This window comes from Archaeoglobus sp. UBA230 (assembly GCA_002507545.1).
Classification (GTDB): domain Archaea; phylum Halobacteriota; class Archaeoglobi; order Archaeoglobales; family Archaeoglobaceae; genus Archaeoglobus.
The window spans coordinates 1-19107 of sequence record DAVR01000005.1; the positions used below are offsets into that span (position 1 = coordinate 1).

A 19107-nucleotide genomic window follows, 5' to 3' on the forward strand; every position below is an offset into this window, starting at 1 on the left:
TCCTCGTTAAATTCAAAGTTCATGCTATCACCAAAAATTAGAGGGGTTTGAAGTAGAGGATATCTGTGATCCTGCCTTCTCTCTCATCCTTCGGCTTAAGAACTGGCTTTACCTTCATACCAACCTCAACGTTCTCGGGTTCAACCTCACCAAGCAGGTGAATTAAGCAACCGTCTGTGCCATCAATGTCAATCAGTGCATAAATCTCTGGATTATCCAAGGGCTTTTCGTAGGCGTCGAGCCTTGCAACTGTAAAGGCTCTAACGCACCCCTCTCCACTAACTTCCACAAACTCGGTCTCGCTGAAGTCCTTTTCGCAGTAGATACGGGGCGGGAAGTAAACTTTCCCACACTTCTTGCATTTCGCTGCCAGAAACTTATCCTCCTCCTTGAGCTTCTTGAAGAACTCGTCTCCAGCTTTCCCGCTTGTGTAAACCCAGTAAAGCTCGATTTTACCATCCCAGTGCCTCAACTCTTTGGGGTTAACAATCTTCTCGATCATCTTCATCCCTCCACCGGCTTCCAGTACTTGATATCTGTAATCGCTCCCTCCCTCTCCTCTTCACCCTTCCACACAGCCTTGACCTTCATTCCGATGTAAACGTCCTCAGGCTTTACCTCGTCAAGAATGTGCATGATCCCCATGTGGGGTGAGGCACCATCAATGGAAATAACCGCCACTATGACTGGCTCCGGCAGGGGCTTTGCGTCAGGGTCGATGTAGGAGATGGAGAAAGTCTCGACAGTGCCGGTATCTTTAAGCTCCACCCAGCCGTCAATGGGCTTGTAACATAGCTCGCAGAACATTCTCGGAGGGACCATCACTCTTCCGCACTTGTTGCACTTCACCCCCAGAATCTTGCCCTCTTTCAGCCCATTCAGAAACTTGCTGATCGCCTGTCCAGCAGTCCACGAATAGCGGATGTCAGGATGATCTTCAACGTATGTAACCTTTCCTTCTTTGATGTCCTCATCACTCAAAGGAGTTCCCTCAGCATAGGGAGGGCACTCAATATCTTTCTTACCAACAGCCATCATATCACCTCTTGTTCGACATAACCATAACCGTTCCAACCTGCATCAAATCTCCCCATGCCTGACATACGCCTGTTGTGACTTCCTTAGCCACCTGTCTCTTCCCTGCTCTGTAGGCGAGCTGCCAATATATCTCGCACGCCTTAACACCCATCGTTGCTGCAATAGGATTGCCCACTCCGAGAAGACCGCCGGAGGGACAGGTAGGCAGGTCACCGTCCCTCTGCGTCACTCCCTCTCTCGTCAGAATCGGTGCCTCCCCCTTCTTTGCCAATCCAAGGCCCTCCATGTGGTGCAGTTCCTTGTAGTCGAAGGGGTCGTAAGGCTCGGCAACGTCAATCTCCTTTCGTGGGTCTGTAATGTGTGCCATTCTGTATGCCATCTTTGCCGCTTCGGCAACATAGCGCGGGAAGTATAGGTCACGGTTAGTCCACCATGTGGTGTCGAGGGCCCATCCCACTCCAGTCACCCATACGGGATTGTCAGTGAGTTGTCTCGCAATGTGCGGAGCGACCATGATCAAGGCTGCAGCTCCATCTGATGGTGGAGAAACGTCCAGTCTTCTGACAGGCAGAGCCATCGGCTCGCTGTTAAGGACATCTTCAACCGTTATCTTCTCTGCCACCTGAGCGCATGGATGATCCAAGGCGTTTGCTTTGTTCTTCACCGAAACAAGAGCAATATCTTCATGCTTGATGTTGTGAACATGCATATACCTCCTCATTTCAAGAGCAAAAATCCAGATCAGGTTAGGGCTGAGAGGTCTATCCAGAATTGGGTCCCAGATATACTTGAACGCAGACTGCGGATGAGGATAACTTGAAGACATTTTTTCCTCTGTGATCACAAGGCACACATCAGCTAAACCACTCGCAACGTGCCAGTATCCAGCTATCGGAGCAAATACGCCTGTTCCACCACCCACGAAGACCCTCATATAGGGTCTGTCGCTCCCTCCAGAGCCATCGAGCAGATACTCGCTCTTCATGTGCAATCCGTCGAAGGTGTCTGGAGCAGATCCCATCACAACCATCTCAACGTCATCAATGGTTATGCCAGCTTCCTCCAAAGCTTGCTTTATTGCCAGATAGCTCAGCTCCCTTCCAGTCTCATTAAGTCTCCTCTTGAAGGTCGTCATCCCCGCTCCGACGATTGCTACATCCTGCTTCTTGTGAAACTTCAACCCGCTAATTTTCTCAACTTCCATAACCACCACCCTATACTCCAAAAACAGCCACAGCACCGCTGTGAGTCGGCAGGTATCTCCACGCCTGTGCAACCCCAATCTCTACATCGCTTAGCTGCCTTCTTCCAGCTTCTCCACGTAGCTGCAGAACCACTTCCAGAGCCTTCTGCCCGCCGGTGCACTCAAGGAGATTTCCCACACCAAGATTCCCGCCGGAAACGTTTACCGGAAGAGAACCATCTTTATCGAAGTAACCTTCTGCCATAAGCCTCGCAACCTCGAACTTCCCCGCAAGCTGTAACGTCTCGAGATGCTGCAACTCTTTGAATGCGAACCTGTCATCTACTTCAGCAAAATCAACTTCCTTTGCCGGATTCTCAATGCCTGCCATCCTGTATGCCATCTTCGCCGCTTTGTAGGTGTACATTGCGGAGAAGCTTGCAGTGTCGTAGCCGTAGGTTTCGCTCCACCATCCCACTCCCTTGACCCAAACTGGACTGTCGGTTAACTCTCTCGCAACCTCATCACTTGCAAGAACAAAGACGACACAGCCGTCAGCGAGGGGAGCAATCTCCATCTTCTTCATCGGGTCGAAGAGTTTCGGACTCGCCATCACATCGTCTATGGTTACGTTGGCAGCATAAGGGGCTGATGGGTTCAGCAAAGCATTGTTCTTGTTCTTCACCACCACCCTCGCAACATCCTCTTCACTCAGGCATCTCTGGGCCATATACTGAAACATTTCCAAGGCTGCAAGGTAGTAAGGGTGTGCATTTCCAATGTTCCTGAGCCATATTGGGTCCATGGCAAATTTAACCACATTACCGAAGGTCTGAATGTCACTCGCCTTACTGTGGGATTCAACAACTGCTATATCTGCAAGTCCACTCTTGATCTGCATGTAGGCAGTAGCTACGCCATAGAGGAAGTCTGCACAGACTGTGCAAGTTGGCTTAACTACCGCACCAAGCTGGTCTGGAACGAACTCGTCAAAGATTGCAAATCCCTCATAGATGTCCTCTGCACACGTTACAAAGCTGTCCACATCCCTGCGAGGATTTATGCCAGCATCGGTGTAAGCCCTCAAAGCCGCCTCATACATGATTTCCTTCCAGCTCAGGTCGGGTGTAGTGGAATTAAAACCCGAATACCCGACTCCTACAATAGCTACCATTCAATCACCAATTATATCAACCATTTTACGAATACTTAAATTTTACTTAATGTGGTAATTTAAAAATAAACATTAGAATACGATCTTTTTAATACCAATAATAATATCAGTTTTTAGCATACATGTTAAAACACCCATCACTTCTGTTGATGGAAAAATTGGAGAAACAAAAGGGTCAGCAACATTAAAATATTGGAAACAAACAGAAGTTATGAATGTCTTGCTGAGCAGAAAGGACACCATTCGCTTCCTGATTCTCTCAGAGTTGATGGTAAATCCCGAATGCAACCAACGTGATATTGCAAAGAAGTTAAGCCTCACACCTCAAGCCATCTCCGAGCATTTCAAGGAGATGGTAAACGAGGGGCTGATCAACGTTGTTCACAAGGGATACTACGAGGTTACGAGGAAGGGAGAAGAATGGATGTCGAGAAACCTTATAGACCTCCACCTCTTCAGCGAGGAGCTACTTAAAAAGATATATTCCAAAACTGTTGTCGCCATAGCGAGAAGTAGAATAAAAGAGGGAGATATGGTCAGATACTGGTTTGGAGATGGATTTATATTCGCCGAGAAGAGTTCTAAAGGGAATGGCACAGCTCTAACATCTGCTGAGGATGGAGAGGATGTGCTGATAAAACCAACAGGTAGTTTTGAGCCTCCGGAGAAGGGAGAGGTCATTGTGGTGAAAATTCCAGACGTGACCGAGGGGGGGAGCAGGAAGGTTGATCTTGACGCATTCAGAGAACTTGTAAAATCACGTCCGACGAGTATCGTTGTCGCCATCGGTATTGAGGCGCTCGTTTCTTGTAGAAAAATAAGGGTTGAGCCAATCTTTTTCGGGGCGAAGGAGGTTTGTATAGAGGCTGCACACCATGGTAGTGGGGTAATTGTTGCTTGTACTGAGGGAAGAGTAAACGACCTTTTGAGGAGCCTGATCGAAGAGGGATTGGAGTTTGAGATCAAGGAGTTGGTAATTTGAATTTCTCAGGCATAGTTTGTTCATGGAATGTGGCAAAATTAACTTTAACTAGTATGATTAATTACAATAGGTGTTAAGATGCGAGTCTTAGTTTTGGGAGGGTGTGGTGCGCAGGGAAGTTTTGCAACTAAGGAGCTTGCAACTTCAGAAGAGTTTTCAGAAGTGGTTATAGGGGATTACAACATTCGGAGGGCAAAAGAGCTCGCATCAGAGTTATCCGAATATGGGGTTGAGGCGAAGAAAATTGATGTCAGAAACAAAGATGAGGTTGTGGAATTAATTAGGAAAAATGATGTTGTAGTTAATTGCGTCGGACCTTTCTATATGTTTGGGGAGATTGTCTTGAAAGCCACCATAGAGGCGGGCAGAGATTATGTTGATATTTGTGATGATGCTGATGCAACCATAAAGATGCTGTCTTTTAATGAGGAGGCAAAGAAAAAAGGGATTACTGCAGTCGTAGGGCTTGGAGCAAGTCCGGGAATAACAAACATACTCTCAAAAGCCATTGCTGACAGATGCGACGAGCTTGATGAGATAAAGCAGTATTGGGTTGTGGATAGTAGCACTGATCCAGAAGGTGTTGGAGTTATGTTCCACGCAGCCCATGGGCTGAGCGGAAAAGTCCCCCAGTATATAGACGGAAAACTCGTCAATGTTGAAGCTGGAAGCGGGGTTGAAACGGTGGAATTCCTGAGTGGTGCTGCAAAAGTTGCTTACTTTGGACACCCTGAACCCGTAACACTTCCAAAGTATATAAAGGTCAAAACGGTGATAAACAAAGGAGGATTTCTCCCGGAGAGAGATTTCAAAATATTTATGCTGATGTCAAAAATGGGTTTATTCAGCACGAAGGGTATTTTTGGTCTCTCACCAAGAAAAATATTCGTTCCGATTCTGTCCAGAGTTTCAACCCAGAAAGAGGTCAAGGAGGGAACGAGGACTGCTATGAGAATCGAGTTTTTATGCAGGGAGGAGGGAGAGACAATTAGATACATAGCCCACCTGCACGGGCATATGGGTCCAGCTACAGGCATGCCTGCGGCTGTAGGGGCTATGATGATTGCACGGGGTGAAGTTGATGCTGTCGGTGTTCTGCCCCCAGAAGCATGTATAAACACTGAAAAGTTTCTTGCCATGGCTTCGGAAAGGATTCCAGAAAATACTTCACTGATTTTGGAGACAGTTATGGGCAACAAAGTTGAAAGGAAGTCCCTCCTTGAAGCAATTTTGTCTTAAAGTTTAAGTCGTCTTATTACTAAATTTTTTATTCGAAAAGCCATAAAAAATTTTAAGAGTTCAACAAGCTGCGACGAGTAAAATTTATTCTTCTGATGAGCTTGCTAAGAGTTAAAAAAGGATTCAAGAGTTGTCTGCCTGAAAACATAATGCTGCCATCTCCGCCTATCGGTCTCTATTCTCAAAGTAGCACTTTCAAACGCCTCTTTGAATGAACTGAAAATTTCGGGTTTTGTGTTCAACGCCTTCCTGACGCCCTCCTCAACCACCCACACTCCCAGAGGGGCGTAATAGGTAGGCTTTATTTCCCTAATAACGAGTATCGAAGCCTGTCTTCTTATCCTCCTTAGATGCTCTAATACGGGCAGGCGGGCGGCATAGTATCCCCCGCTGAGATTCGAATATGTCTTCTTGGGTCTTATATCTTCGCCATCAGCCCCAATCCAGTCCTCTCTTGGGCTCCAGAAGGATTTGCGCTGCCAGATTTCGATTAGCTGGAAAAAGTATCTTTCAGGTGATAGAATTATTTCGAAGTGGTTTCCGAAGTGCTCAAAGCTGAAAACCATGGTGCTGTCAATTACTTCAAACTCCGCTATTTCCCTCTTGATTTTCTCACCGAGAATGCTATGCACAGCTGTAATACTCCATCTGGTGGGAACAAGCTTTCTACTCTGCCTCTCCCCAAGCATTCCAGCCGAGAAAATTTTCTGAAGATAGTAGGTCGAGAAGCCGTGATTGTAGAGGAGCTTCAACGCCTCATGAGACTTCAGATCATCATAATAAACCTTCTCAACCTTTTCCGGAATTTTCGGGTTCTCTGTGATTGTCAGTTTCTCAACAATTGCCGAATATCCCATTGGCTGCACCACGTCATCGAACTCTGCCCTTTTTACGATTTTCCGTATCTCTGCCTCTATGTCAACGGGTTTTACAGAAGCTGTCAGCTCCTGAAGCTCCACAATCCGCCTGTTCTCCTCTCTGACATCCTCGACTCTCATTCTTGTCGAGGTTCTTAGCATTGAAGTTCTAAGCTCGATGACTTCTTCGATACTCTTCCACAACCAAGGAGAGTCGGCATAGACGGGATCAGTGTTGATGGCAACCAACGGGCCAACATAAACCTTCGGATACCCTATCCTGCCAACAAATATGGAGGGAGGAGAGGGATCAAGAATTTTGTTGTCTATCCTTATGCTCCTCAGAAACCTGTATTTCTCAACAAGCGGACACTTGCTCCTCCCACAGAGCAGATTTCCCTTGCATTCGGCACATTTCACAATACTTATTCGACCCTAAGAAATATAAATCTATAAAATCACATCCCAAGCATTTTCTCTTCCCATTTCTTGAGATATGCTGAACTCTGACTAACATCCGCGAAAATGCTCGCTGCTCTCTCCACATCCTCAAGCTCCACCTTTCCTGAGTTTCTCATTCTGGCGAACTCAAAAGCTGGGGCAAGAAGCTGGACAGCATATCTGAGACTCGTTTTCTCCCCAATATCCGTCAGCTTGTCCATCGCCTCATCGCTGAGCATCATCCCGGATTCAGCCGCCCTGATCTCGATGATCGTCCTTATTTCATCCCTGCTATATGGCTCCGTGGTTATGATCAGCAGCCTATCAAGCAGGTCAAGGGGTATGCCATGCGGAGCAGTAATGTCTGTTCCTCTTATCCTCGAAAATCCTCTGTTAGATGCGAGAATTATTATCGGTGCCATCTCAGACTCCATCGCTCTGTTCATGAAGGCGAAAAGCTCAATGTCCATCAGATGCGTTTCATCTATGAACAGAACCCCCGGCACAAGCTCCGCCCTACCCTCTTCAACCAGCTTCTTTACCTGCTCGTCAACTGCCTGCCTTACCTCATTATCAACTTCTCTGCTTGGTGGTGAGAACAGACTGAAAATGCTTGTCCTCCTCGCATTCGCCTCATCAAGATCGTGCAGAGTTACAACGTATTCAAACTCCTTTTCCTTCTCAACCTTGCCAGCCGGAACCTCTACAACATCATAATCTCCAATGTCGTATTTCTTTTTAGCCTTCTCGCTCTTTCCGAGCTTTCCTATCCTTCCAGTTTCCTTGTCAATCACTATTACGTCACCAACTTCTATCCCCTGAGAGATGAACTGCAAGGCAAGTCTACCACCTACGCTAAAGGTCCTCTTCTCGTCCTTTGTTGCCAGTGTAAGCGTTGCAGACTCGGGGATTTTCTGCGTCGGATTGTAGGGATTTGGTACCATGTTATAGTCGAGTCCAACAACTTCACCCTCGAGAACAGTCCTTGTCTCCCTTATTCTGACACCTATTGCTTTTCTCATTGCCTGAATGAGGGCTTCAGTTTTTTTCATCTCAGCGCTGTAAAACTCGCTGGCAGAGATGTGGACGAAAGGTATGTCCTTGCCAAGCTCCTTACTTATCGCCACTGCTATAGCAGTCTTCCCCGTTCCGGGTGGCCCAGCCATTAAAATGCCTCTACCTGCCATCTTACCTGATTGAATCAGCCTTACTATAATTCCTGCAGCCTCTCTTGCCTTCTTCTGTCCTACAAGTCCGTCCGCAACATCCTTAGCTTTCAAATTTTCATCTAATCCCAAACCGCGAATGTGTGAGTGGGCGCTTATCCTCTCAAAAGTCTGAGTAATCTCCCTGATTTCGCCCACCATAGTATCACCAAAATTGGTGGAAAAGAAGGACTATATAAATTTTAAAAAAGTTTGACTCTGTTTAGCAAAAAACTTAAATACACAAACCGGGACTAAACCCTTATGGGAAGAACAGGTGATGTACTTTGGGTTTGTTGAAAGCTTAAAGGGTGTAAGCAGAGAGAGCAAGAACGCAATAATTGCGGAGATAAAGCCATACTCGCCGATTCATGGAGACCTTTTAAAGGGAAGGAGAGTTGAGGACATCCTGAACGCCTACGAAAGGGCTGGTGCGGCTGCCATCTCATATATAACGGCAAAGGAGTTTAAAGGCGATTTTGAGACGCTTAGAAAAATAACAGAACTTACAGAACTTCCAGTTCTGAGAAAAGACTTCATCAGAGATATTTTAGAGGTGGAGAGAAGTGCAGATGCTGGTGTCTCTGCCCTTCTCCTCATCGCACGACATCTAAAGGATAAAACAGCTGAATTTGTGGATTCGTGCTTTGAACACGGCATCGAACCGATTGTGGAAGTTCATCGCCCGGAGGATTTGGTTTACGTTAAAAATGCGAGAGTTGTATTGATAAACAACAGAGATATAGATCAGATGGAGAAGGACGGAGGTAATACGAGCGTTACGGCGGGAATTGCGGGTAAGATCGAGGGTTACAAGATAAGCGGAAGCGGGATTGCTACTGTTGAGGACCTAACTTTCGTTCTGAAGTATGTTGATGCTGCTCTTATAGGAACTGCCTTCATGATGGCAGAAGACACAGAGAGCTTTGTTAGAGCTTTTGTGGAGGCGAGAGGATGATCAAGGATGTTTTGAGAGGGCTTGATTTTGATAAAGCCTACAGTCTGGCAAAAGAACTGGCAAATCTTGATGAAGTTGAGATTGCAGCCATCCTTGCTGCATTAGAGGCAAGAGGTTACGATTTTGAGGTTATAGCGGGCTTCGCAAGAGGGATAACTGAGAGGTCTAAGGTAAACCTCGGAAGGGTTGTAGATACTTGCGGAACTGGAGGCGATAATTCGAGAACTATAAACGTGAGCACGGCCGTTGCACTGGCATTATCAACCATCCACCCGGTCGCCAAGCATGGAAACAGGGCGATGAGCTCTAAGAGTGGTTCCGCAGATGTCCTTGAGGCTCTCGGAATAAACATAGAGATGGATGCGGAAAAGGCACGGATGATGGTTGATGAAACTGGTTTTGCATTCCTCTTTGCCCCGCTCTACCACAGCAGCTTTGCAAAGGTTGTAGGGGTGAGGAGAAAATTAGGAATCAAGACCATATTCAACGTTACTGGACCGCTAACAAATCCTGCTAATCCTATTGCTCAGATTGTTGGTGTTGCAAGTGAGCGTTTGCTGGAAGACATCGCTAATGCAATCTCCCTTCTGGGGAGGAAAGCTGTTGTTGTCCATGGAAGGGGCTTAGATGAGGTAAGTCCAAAGGATGAGACGAGAGTTGCCATTGTAAATGGAGATGTTGAGATGCTGACTTTAGTCCCGGAGGACTTTGGGGTTGGTAGGGCCAACATAGTTACATGCGATGACAGCAAGGAGTCAGCAGAGAGGATTAAAGCCGTCTTTAATGGAAAAGGACTTGATGAGGACAGGACATTCATAGCCATCAATTTTGCTGCAGCACTCTACGCCCTTGGTCACGAAGATTTGAAGGAAAATGTGGAGATTTTCGAGGAAAAGTTGGAGGCGGGGGAGTTCGCAAGGAAACTGGAGGAAGTTGCATGCAAAAGCATGACTACGTCGAGCCGGTGAAATTATATGCTGCAATAAGGGATGAAAGCTATCCGTTCATCCTCGAATCGGCAGAGAAGAGTGGAAAGGCGAGATACACCTACATCTCCTTCAACCCCCTTTATACAGTTGAAATCGGGAAAAGGACGAAGGTTGACAGAGAAGTTGTTTCTAAAGTCTCCGATCCTTTTGAGGCGCTGAAGGGGATTCACGTGAAGGGTTTGCTCGTCGGCTATGTTGCCTATGAAGCCGTGAATAACTACATCGGCAAAAAAGTGGAGGACCCGTCATTTTTCGGCTGCTACGATGGCTACTTCGTCTACGACCACTATCTGCGTAAGCTCTTCAGCGTTAATGTTGAAAATGCTGACAGAATTGTTGAGAGGGCAAAGAGAATCGGGGTTGAGGGGGGAGAGGCTGAGGCGGAGGTTTTGAGGGCTGGAAGCGAGGAGGAGTTCTTAAAGATGGTAGAAAAGGGAAAGGAGCAGATTTTTGAAGGGGAGATTTACCAGATAGTTCTTTCCAGAGAGTATGTTGTAAGAACTGACCTAAACCCATTCCAGATTTACCTAAATTTAAGAAAAACTAATCCGAGTCCCTACATGTTCCTGCTTGAGTTCGATAAGGCCTTGATAGGTTCGAGTCCGGAAACAATGGGAAGAGTTGAGGGTAATCACTTCATAATCAATCCAATTGCCGGAACCGCCAGGAGGATTGAGGGGAGAGAAGAGGAAATCGCAAAAAGGCTTCTTAACGATGAAAAGGAGAGAGCAGAGCACATCATGCTCGTTGACCTTGCAAGGAATGATGTCAGGAAGGTGTGCAGGGCGGGCAGCGTAAGAGTTTCGAAGTTCATGGAAGTTGTAAACTACCCGAATGTGCTCCACATCGAGAGCGAAGTCGTAGGGGAACTTAAGGCTGGACTAACACACTTTGATGCGATGAAAGCAGCTTTTCCAGCTGGCACTGTCACAGGAGCACCGAAACTGAGAGCCATAGAGCTGATAGACGAGATTGAAAGGGATAGGAGAGGCGTATATGCGGGGGCAGTGGGATATTTTTCTGAAAATGTCTCTGATCTGGCGATTGCGATCAGGATGGTTGAGTACGATGGAAAATGCAGGGTCAGAGCGGGAGCAGGGATAGTTGCCGACTCCATACCGGAGAAGGAGTTTTTGGAGACTGAAAACAAGATTGCAAGAGTTTTGAAGGCGGTGGGATTATGATAGTTGTTATAGACTGTAAGGACTCCTTCGTATACAATCTCGTTGAATACATTTCAATGTTCGACAGGGTTAAGGTTTTTGACAGAGAAAATGCAAGAGAAATTGACAATATTAACTTTGATGGGATCGTTATCTCTCCCGGTCCCGGAAAGCCTGACAAGAGCCTTGAGTTTGTTTTTGACTACAGCGTGCCAGTTCTCGGAGTTTGTCTGGGTCATCAGATGATAGCAGAGGTTTTTGGCGGGAAAGTGGGAAAGGTCAAGCCTGTTCATGGAAAAAGCTCCATAATCAGGCATAACTCCGATGGAATATTCAAAGGGGTAAGAAATCCGCTGAGGGCTGGCAGATATCACTCCCTTGCAGTTCTGAGACCTCCAAATGGCTTTGAGATCACGGCGGTGAGCGAGGATGGGATAGTTATGGGATTGAGAAGGGAAGACATCTACGGAGTTCAGTTCCACCCTGAAAGTGTGCTAACTGAAGATGGCTTGAGAATAATTAGAAACTTCGTGGAGATTTGCCATGATCGTTAAGGTTTGCGGTGTTAAGAATTTGGATGAGCTTGAGGTTGTTGAGAGGTATGCTGACGCAACGGGAGTTGTAGTTAAGTGCGATTCAAAGAGGTGTGTTGACCTTGAGAGGGCACGAGAAATAGTGAATTCTGCCTCAATACCCGTTTTCACTGTATCCACTGCAACAAGCCTTGAAGACTGGCTTGAGATAGTTTCAAAGGTAGAGTGCGATTTGGTGCAGGTTCACTCCTCTATGAATCTGGAGGATTTTGAGAGATTGAAGGAGATCGTTAAAACCATGAAGGCCTTTATCGTTAATGATAGCCCAGAGAGGATAATTCGAATGATTGAAGCTTACTCTCCCCATTTCATTCTTCTTGACTCCGGATGTGGGAGTGGAGTGGTTCATGACTGGAGAGTGAGCAGGGAGATTTCGAAAAGATATGGGGTTTTTCTTGCTGGTGGACTCAATCCTGAGAACGTTGAAGAGGCGATAAGGCAAGTAAGGCCAATTGGTGTTGACGTGTCGTCTGGTGTGGAGAGGAATGGTGTCAAGTCGGAAATCCTGGTTAAAGAGTTTGTTAGGAGGGCAAAAAATGAAGTTCGGTGAGTTTGGTGGAAGATACGTTCCTGAAGTTCTCATTCCTCCTCTTGAGGAGCTTGAGAGAGCGTATGAGGAGCTGAAGGATGATGACAGGTTTAAGGAGGAGCTTGACTATTACCTCAAAAATTACGCTGGCAGACCCACCCCCCTGTATTTCGCCAGAAATCTGAGCAGAGAGGTGGGGGCGAAAATTTACCTGAAGAGAGAGGATTTGCTTCATGGCGGAGCGCACAAGATAAACAACACAATTGGCCAAGCTCTTCTGGCGAAGTTTATGGGAAAAACGAGGATTATAGCTGAAACTGGTGCGGGGCAGCATGGGGTTGCAACTGCTATGGCAGCAGCGTTGCTTGGGCTTGAGGCGGAGATTTACATGGGTGCTGAGGACTACGAGAGGCAGAAGATGAACGTATTCAGGATGCGACTGCTGGGAGCGAGGGTTACTGCAGTTGAGAGCGGTAGCATGACTCTGAAGGACGCTATAAACGAGGCGTTAAGGGATTGGGTTGAGAGCTTTGAGTACACCCACTACCTGATAGGCTCGGTTGTTGGGCCACATCCATTCCCCACTATTGTGAGAGACTTCCAGTCTGTGATTGGTGTTGAGGCAAAAAAGCAGATAATAGGGGCTGAGGGCAGGTTGCCTGATGTGATAGTCGCGTGCGTTGGTGGGGGGAGTAATGCGATGGGCATCTTTTACCCTTTTTTGAGGGATGAGGACGTGAGGCTCATAGGTGTTGAGGCTGCAGGCAAGGGCATAGAGACGGGAAAGCATTCTGCCTCACTAACGGCTGGAAGTAAGGGGGTTCTGCATGGGATGCTGTCCTACTTTCTGCACAACGAAAATGGCATGATGCTCGACACCCACAGCATTTCCGCCGGGTTGGACTATCCGGGAGTGGGGCCTGAGCATGCCTACCTGAAAGAGGTTGAGAGGTGTGAATACGTCGCAGTAAAGGATGATGAGGCTCTGGATGCCTTCATGACGCTTTCAAAGCTCGAAGGAATAATTCCCGCTCTTGAATCTGCACATGCAGTAGCCTATGCAATCAAGATGGCAGAGGAAATGGACAGGGATGATGTGATAGTAGTAAATCTTTCGGGAAGGGGAGATAAAGACATGGGAATCGTGATGGAGAGGATAGCATGATTGACAGGTCACTAATCGTTTTCTTCACTGCAAGCTATCCCTCAGTAGAGAAAACTGTGGAATTCATGCTCACATCGGCTGAAGCTGGAGCTGATGTCATAGAGCTTGGGGTGCCCTTCAGCGATCCAGTTGCAGACGGGAAGACGATTCAGGAATCCTACGTAAGGGCACTGAGAAATTTTAGAGTTGAGCAGGTTTTTGAGATTGCCAGAGGTTTCAGGAAGGAGTGTGAAAAACCGCTGGTGATAATGAGCTACTACAACCCGATTTACAGGAGGGGCGTTAAAGGGTTCGTGGAGAAAGCATATGAAAGTGGTGCTGATGCGCTGCTCGTCGTTGATTTGCCCTACGATGAGGCTGAAGAGTTGGTTGAGACTTGCAACGATGTGGGAATGAAAAACGTGTTTTTGGCTGCACCCAACACAAGCGAGGAGAGGTTGAGGGCAATTGATGAGCTATCGGCCTTCATCTATCTTGTCTCAACCTACGGTGTTACAGGAGAGAGGAGAGAGATTTCCCCATTAGCATTTGAAGCTTTGAAAAGGGTCAAGAACGTATGTAAGAAACCTGTAGCAGTTGGATTCGGTGTTTCGAGGGCGGATCATGTAAGGCAGTTAATCGAAGCGGGGGCAGATGGCGTTGTCGTGGGAAGTGCATTTATCCGTATCATTAACGAGAAAGGTGGAAATGCGGTTGAGGATATTAGGGAGCTAACCTTAAACCTGAAGTCCGGAGTATCTTAGTGCCTACGTCCTGAGCAAAACGATATTTTTCAAGTGCCTTCTGTCTTATTTATCATTGCTTTCGCTATCTCCAGAGTTACGTTAGCTTCAATCCAAGCTGCGATTACTATCAGGATGATGGAGATTAAAGCCAAGATTAGATATCCCTCGATATCTTCTTTTGTTAGAGATTGCTCTTTTCTGCCTACCAAATACCTGACAATTTCGTATGGAATTTTGAAACCGGCAGCTCCAGCAATTATGATGGCGGGGATTTCGAGTATGGCGTGAGGGAGGATTAGAAGTAGAAAGTCTCCAAAGTGCATACTTTTTCTAAGACCCTCAATATATAGAAAAGTCAGAGTCATTCCGTTGAATATCAAATTAATAGTAGTTGCAACACCAAATCCTACCATTAAAATTAGGATTGCCCTCAAATTCGTTACTAAGATTCTCATAGGAAAGAGGCAAATGATTATTACTCGTTTTCACTTGTGCAGTCGGAAATGTGTGAACATCGTTGAATACGCTAAAACCTACGATAATTCCCATAACGTATATAGCTGCAGATAAAGTTAGTAGGGAGATTGTAATCTGCATTTACTTAGTTACTAACTTATTAACTATAATAAATACTATTAGTAAAGCACTAAGAACTGGTAATATTTGGTAAGATTTCATTGGAATTAAAAGTTTTCCTGTTATCTCGAATAAAAAATTTGTTAGCGAGATTAAGGTTAAAGCTATAAGACATACACCTAAGACGTTCCTCACAAGCCTTAGACTCTCCAACTCTTTTGCGGGCATATACCTCATAATGTTCCTGCTGTTATCCAGTATGCTATGCCTGCTGGAGGTGCGATGGCAAAAGCGACTACAGCTCCTGCAAGTAGTGCCATATTGGCATACGTTTGCCATGAATATTGTCCATCGTCGAGCACATCATTCCCCGCATTCCATGCCAATAAAAAGACTGCCGCCGATATTGAATGTCGTTGACGATGCTGCAGGCACCCCAGCCACCCCTAACATCGCCAAACACATCGCCACAGCCAGCTACTTCATCATTTCTTCATTCCAGCCCTTGACCTCGTACACCTCATCACCTCTACATTTGCTCTCTATACTCGTATGATATGCTATACCTATTTAAAACTTATACTAAGTTAGATATAGAAAATGTTAAGTATGGATCAAAGACTCTCACTATCAATAAGTCTATTAAAATTGATTATCTATCCAGTTTTATCAGATGGTTAAAAGAGGGAGATATAGGCCTAAAAAAGCCAGCCCTCGCTGCTTGGTTCTACTGTAACTGTTCCTTTCAAGTCTGGGTTATTTGGATACAATCGTGTAATGATAAGTAATACCAACAAAAATTACCTGCTCTGACTCTCAAGCTCCTCAAGGAGCCTGCATGCCTGACAAACTTTGCGAGGAGTTGGCTCCCCACATCTCTCGCATCTCTTCAGATCAATCTGCGGATACATGTTTCTAAGGCATGGAATCAGCTTCTCAAAGCTGCTCATAACCGAAAACTTCCTACCGGGATATTTGTTTTCAAACTCATAGAGAAAATCTCTAACACTCGCCCTCACAGGAAACTCACTGTAGGGGCACTCATCAAAGTCCATTGGGAGGTCGTGGAGGAGGCCATAAACCACCACCTCTTTTTCGTAAATGTATCGGAAAGGCTTAATCCTCATGATCAGTCCCTCCTGAACCCTCTGCGGCACGAGTCTTGCCATCCTCTCCATGTCGGCATTCAGGAAATTCATCAAAATTGTCTGAGTCTCATCATCAAGGTTGTGACCAGTGGCGAGCTTTGTCGCACCCATCTCCCTTGCAGTCCTGTTGAGTAAATATTTCCTGAAGACCCCGCAGTAGGTGCATGGTTTCTTATCGCCCCTCTTCACCATCTCGTCAAGCGTCATCCCGAAGTTCTCTTTAAAGGACACTACAACGTGCTCAATTCCAAGGTCACCCGCAACCTTTTCGGCGATTTCCACAGTGGGCGGGCGATATCCGGCTATCCCCTCATCAACCGTAATGGCAAAAAGCTCTATGTCTCTCCTTCCAGCGTAGAGCTTGTTCAGAACGTAAGTCAAAGTTACACTATCCTTTCCTCCGCTCAGGGCAATGGCAATCTTGTCTCCCTTCTGAATCATGTCGAACTTCTTTACGGCGAGCTTTACTCTCCTCTCAAAATCCTCAACGAAGTGTCTCCTGCATAGATGCCTGTTCGAGTGTCTCTGAAATATTACTGCCCTTCTGTCACATCTTGAACACTTTATCATCTTTCCCTCAGGTTGACCTTGCTGTAAATCGTCTCTGCTTCCTCAACACCTCCCAACTGCAAAACCTGCCGCCTTATTTCCTCAATCGGTTCTCTCGTTACAGCATGAACCATGAAGTAAATAGGATAGTTCCATTTCCCGCTCACAACTCTCTCTATGAGATGGGTTATCTGCGGGAAGTTTTCGAGCAGATTTAACGCTACCCTCTCTGGCTTGGTTGAGAGCTTTAACACCGTCATGCCGTTCTCCTTAAATCCAACCTTCCTTTCCCTCAGCACCCCGCTGAAGTCCCTCCCAACACCTTTCCTCATCAGTTCTTTGATAATATCCACCACTTCTTCTTCAGAATAACCAAAACCGGCGAATGGCCTCTCTACAATTTCCAGAGATTCCAGACTCCTCACAAATTCCTCATCAAAACCCAATTCTTCTACAAGTGGAATCTTTTCTGGTTCAAGGCCTCTCTCGCTCCACGAAACACCCTTACTCAGATCATACTTCACATCCATCTTGTAAACCCTCTTTGTCGGAAGTACAACGTATTCCTCAACTCCACACTCTTCAGCAATCCTGCCGACTATTCCCTCAATCTCCTCCACATCCCGCCCTTTTACCGTAAACCATACGTTGTAATAGGCATCCCTCAGGAAGTTGTGCTTAACCCTGAACTCATCGTGAGCATTTACCTTCGCAGCAACCTCATCCACCTTCTCAGCTCTAAAACCAACAAGTGCAGCGCGCTTATAACCGGAAAAAGCACGATAATTCAGATTAAGACCGTATCTCTTAACAACTCCTTCCCCCACGTATTTTCTCACGAGTTTTATTACCTCCTCCTTCCCTCTGCCGAGATTTTCAGCCAAGTCAGCAAGGGGTGTCGTTGTCAGAGGGAGACTATACTGTAATTCCATCAGCAACTCAGTATCAAGCTTCAAAACTGAATCCCTCCATCTTCAGCATTTCTTCTGCCTGAAACGTAATCTTCAACAATCTCCTCAGCCAGCTTTCTTGCCTCATCAACCCTTCCTTCTCTTACAAATTCGAGGAACTTCTCATCACTGCTGACTATGGAGTAAAGTTTCATTCTCAAGTTCACGGGGATTCCACTGACCTTCATATAGTTTTTAAGATAATCCATTGCATTCAAAAAGTAAATAAGCTCATCCTGCTCTTCAAGAGCTTTCTGGAAGAGGTCTCTCACCTTTCTTGCTACAACACCACTCTTGCCCTCTGTCGTCACTGCGAACCTTATTCCATCCTTTCCGCCTTCAAAAGGAACAACTACCTCCGTCATTTTTGCATCATTCGCAAGATTTACCATCGTTTTGTGTTTTGCTGCAGCCTCCATCACCCTGTTGTTAAAATCCTTGGTACCTACTGCAATAACAATCAAATTGAACTCGGAAGCAAGTTTATCAAAATCCATTTTTTCAATAGAGGTTCTAATCAGCTTAACCCCACCATGTTTAGAAAGTTTAACAAGTTCGTCTGAAAACTCATGACTGAAGACTGTAACATCTGCTCCAGCCTCTAAAAATTTCTTCGCCCTCAGAGTGCCAACCCCACCTCCTCCTATTACAGCCACCTTCTTTCCCTGAAACTCTATGTACAACGGAAGTCTCATTATAACTTCACAAGACCTGATGTGGTTTAAAGTATTTCCCCAACATATTCACATCCGAACTCCTTAAGATTGCCATCGGAAGTCAGTACCACAGCAGTTGCAGGACAGCCTTTTCTATCCTTAAGTATATGCGATTTTCCTCCAGCTAACGAAGCAACGAGATTTGCAACTTCATTTAAACCCCCACTCTTCACCGGGAAAATTGATGTGGCTTTTCCCTCTCTAACAAGATTTGAAAGTTCTACAACTTTTTTCACATCCAGAAGGTCGTCCAGCTTGAGATTTTCCCCGCTGCTATCCCTGCCGTAAAAGAAGATTTTATCCCCTCTCTTAGGAGAGTTTCTAACTGTCATATCCCTTAACCCAACCACAGTACATACAAATCCACTTTGATTGGATTCAAAAAACTCCTCATAGCCCGAAAGAGTTGTGCGAACGTTCAATTTTTTCCTGATCGCTTTGGAGAACTCCTTGAAAAATCTGCGAGTATAATCGAAACCGCATGTCGTCGAAAGTGTGACAAGCAGTGGACTCACGAATCTGCAATAGGTTTCAACCGCTGCCTGATTTGCCAGAACTTCTGCAACAAAGCCTAAATCCTTTTTGACATCCATCTCTAATTCTCCTACTCCACCGTATGAAACGTTCAAAACCGTTACAGACGTTAAATTTCCCAAATCAATATTTACGGCATTTCTCTCCTCATAAACATCAATATTCTTTACAGGCAGCGAAGGTTTGAAATAAAAACCTATGTTTTCAAGCAATGTGAGATAAATGGCTATCGAGTTTCTGATTACCTCAGAACGGGACATCAGAGTTCTCCTTGCAACGTCATCCAACCTATCAACAGTTTTTTCGTCAAGTCTTATTGATATAAGCTTCATGTATTGTATTACAATTGAATTACAAAAAAATTTTCCCTGCCCCCTCCATTTCCTGTGGAAA

21 protein-coding genes are annotated in these 19107 nt (G+C 45.8%); 9 read left to right on the top strand and 12 right to left on the bottom strand.

The genetic code is table 11. From position 1 onward, the window contains the following. Window positions 1-37 precede the first annotated feature (37 nt). Genes BP688_RS01785 through BP688_RS01800 form a run of 4 tightly spaced genes read right to left on the bottom strand, consistent with a single transcriptional unit; the run spans window position 38 to window position 3395 of the window. Entirely contained in the window at window positions 38-502 is a 465-nt protein-coding gene (locus BP688_RS01785; protein WP_290596457.1) for a Zn-ribbon domain-containing OB-fold protein, read from the bottom strand. Between the two features lie 2 nt (window positions 503-504). Then, window positions 505-1035, bottom strand: coding sequence for a Zn-ribbon domain-containing OB-fold protein (locus BP688_RS01790; protein WP_290596456.1), 531 nt, complete (start codon window positions 1033-1035; stop codon window positions 505-507). A 4-nt stretch (window positions 1036-1039) separates the two neighbouring features. After that, complete coding sequence (locus BP688_RS01795; RefSeq protein WP_290596455.1) at window positions 1040-2242, bottom strand: thiolase domain-containing protein; 1203 nt, start codon at window positions 2240-2242, stop codon at window positions 1040-1042. A 10-nt stretch (window positions 2243-2252) separates the two neighbouring features. Next, window positions 2253-3395, bottom strand: coding sequence for a thiolase domain-containing protein (locus BP688_RS01800; RefSeq protein ID WP_290623345.1), 1143 nt, complete (start codon window positions 3393-3395; stop codon window positions 2253-2255). 211 nt (window positions 3396-3606) lie between these two features. Here BP688_RS01800 and BP688_RS01805 point away from each other — a divergent pair, with 211 nt between their 5' ends. Then, the gene (locus BP688_RS01805) at window positions 3607-4377 is read left to right on the top strand and encodes a DUF7839 domain-containing protein (protein ID WP_290596453.1); all 771 of its coding nucleotides are present in this window, start codon (window positions 3607-3609) and stop codon (window positions 4375-4377) included. A 78-nt stretch (window positions 4378-4455) separates the two neighbouring features. After that, the gene (locus BP688_RS01810) at window positions 4456-5616 is read left to right on the top strand and encodes a saccharopine dehydrogenase family protein (protein ID WP_290596452.1); all 1161 of its coding nucleotides are present in this window, start codon (window positions 4456-4458) and stop codon (window positions 5614-5616) included. A gap of 104 nt (window positions 5617-5720) precedes the next feature. Here BP688_RS01810 and BP688_RS01815 read toward each other — a convergent pair whose 3' ends face one another. Then, window positions 5721-6893, bottom strand: coding sequence for an Nre family DNA repair protein (locus tag BP688_RS01815; RefSeq protein ID WP_290623346.1), 1173 nt, complete (start codon window positions 6891-6893; stop codon window positions 5721-5723). A 38-nt stretch (window positions 6894-6931) separates the two neighbouring features. Beyond that, entirely contained in the window at window positions 6932-8281 is a 1350-nt protein-coding gene (locus tag BP688_RS01820; protein WP_290596450.1) for a RuvB-like helicase, read from the bottom strand. 118 nt (window positions 8282-8399) lie between these two features. On the opposite strand from BP688_RS01820, the gene BP688_RS01825 reads away from it, so the two are divergent. Genes BP688_RS01825 through trpA form a run of 7 tightly spaced genes read left to right on the top strand, consistent with a single transcriptional unit; the run spans window position 8400 to window position 14259 of the window. Beyond that, window positions 8400-9077 carry an indole-3-glycerol-phosphate synthase gene (locus BP688_RS01825; protein ID WP_290623347.1) on the top strand — a complete coding sequence of 226 codons (678 nt, stop codon included), beginning with the start codon at window positions 8400-8402 and terminating at the stop codon, window positions 9075-9077. Then, window positions 9074-10045, top strand: coding sequence for an anthranilate phosphoribosyltransferase (gene trpD, locus BP688_RS01830; RefSeq protein WP_290596111.1), 972 nt, complete (start codon window positions 9074-9076; stop codon window positions 10043-10045). Before BP688_RS01825 ends, trpD begins: the two co-directional genes overlap by 4 nt. Beyond that, the gene (locus BP688_RS01835; RefSeq protein WP_290596110.1) at window positions 10015-11250 is read left to right on the top strand and encodes an anthranilate synthase component I; all 1236 of its coding nucleotides are present in this window, start codon (window positions 10015-10017) and stop codon (window positions 11248-11250) included. The genes trpD and BP688_RS01835 overlap by 31 nt, the downstream gene beginning before the upstream one ends. After that, on the top strand, window positions 11247-11783 hold the full coding sequence (locus BP688_RS01840; protein WP_290596109.1) for an anthranilate synthase component II: 537 nt from the start codon (window positions 11247-11249) through the stop codon (window positions 11781-11783). The genes BP688_RS01835 and BP688_RS01840 overlap by 4 nt, the downstream gene beginning before the upstream one ends. Beyond that, a complete protein-coding gene (locus tag BP688_RS01845; protein WP_290596108.1) occupies window positions 11773-12372 on the top strand; it encodes a phosphoribosylanthranilate isomerase in 600 nt (199 codons plus the stop codon). The genes BP688_RS01840 and BP688_RS01845 overlap by 11 nt, the downstream gene beginning before the upstream one ends. Then, window positions 12359-13516 (top strand): tryptophan synthase subunit beta, encoded by a 1158-nt coding sequence (gene trpB / locus BP688_RS01850; RefSeq protein ID WP_290596107.1) that lies wholly within the window; start codon window positions 12359-12361, stop codon window positions 13514-13516. Before BP688_RS01845 ends, trpB begins: the two co-directional genes overlap by 14 nt. Next, window positions 13513-14259: a tryptophan synthase subunit alpha gene (gene trpA, locus BP688_RS01855; protein ID WP_290596106.1), complete on the top strand. Its 747-nt coding sequence runs from the start codon at window positions 13513-13515 to the stop codon at window positions 14257-14259. The genes trpB and trpA overlap by 4 nt, the downstream gene beginning before the upstream one ends. Before the next feature lie 29 nt (window positions 14260-14288). Here trpA and BP688_RS01860 read toward each other — a convergent pair whose 3' ends face one another. The 6 genes from BP688_RS01860 to BP688_RS01885 all read right to left on the bottom strand — a co-directional run bounded on the left by BP688_RS01860 (window position 14289) and on the right by BP688_RS01885 (window position 19046). Further along, on the bottom strand, window positions 14289-14696 hold the full coding sequence (locus BP688_RS01860; protein ID WP_290596105.1) for a stage II sporulation protein M: 408 nt from the start codon (window positions 14694-14696) through the stop codon (window positions 14289-14291). Between the two features lie 354 nt (window positions 14697-15050). Further along, window positions 15051-15179: a hypothetical protein gene (locus BP688_RS01865; protein WP_290596104.1), complete on the bottom strand. Its 129-nt coding sequence runs from the start codon at window positions 15177-15179 to the stop codon at window positions 15051-15053. A gap of 438 nt (window positions 15180-15617) precedes the next feature. Then, the gene (locus BP688_RS01870; protein WP_290596103.1) at window positions 15618-16535 is read right to left on the bottom strand and encodes a TIGR00269 family protein; all 918 of its coding nucleotides are present in this window, start codon (window positions 16533-16535) and stop codon (window positions 15618-15620) included. Next, window positions 16532-17470: an Lrp/AsnC family transcriptional regulator gene (locus BP688_RS01875; protein WP_290596102.1), complete on the bottom strand. Its 939-nt coding sequence runs from the start codon at window positions 17468-17470 to the stop codon at window positions 16532-16534. The genes BP688_RS01870 and BP688_RS01875 overlap by 4 nt, the downstream gene beginning before the upstream one ends. After that, window positions 17467-18159, bottom strand: coding sequence for a precorrin-2 dehydrogenase/sirohydrochlorin ferrochelatase family protein (locus tag BP688_RS01880; RefSeq protein ID WP_290596101.1), 693 nt, complete (start codon window positions 18157-18159; stop codon window positions 17467-17469). The genes BP688_RS01875 and BP688_RS01880 overlap by 4 nt, the downstream gene beginning before the upstream one ends. 26 nt (window positions 18160-18185) lie before the next feature. Next, window positions 18186-19046 (bottom strand): ribbon-helix-helix domain-containing protein, encoded by an 861-nt coding sequence (locus BP688_RS01885; RefSeq protein WP_290596100.1) that lies wholly within the window; start codon window positions 19044-19046, stop codon window positions 18186-18188. Window positions 19047-19107: the final 61 nt, after the last annotated feature.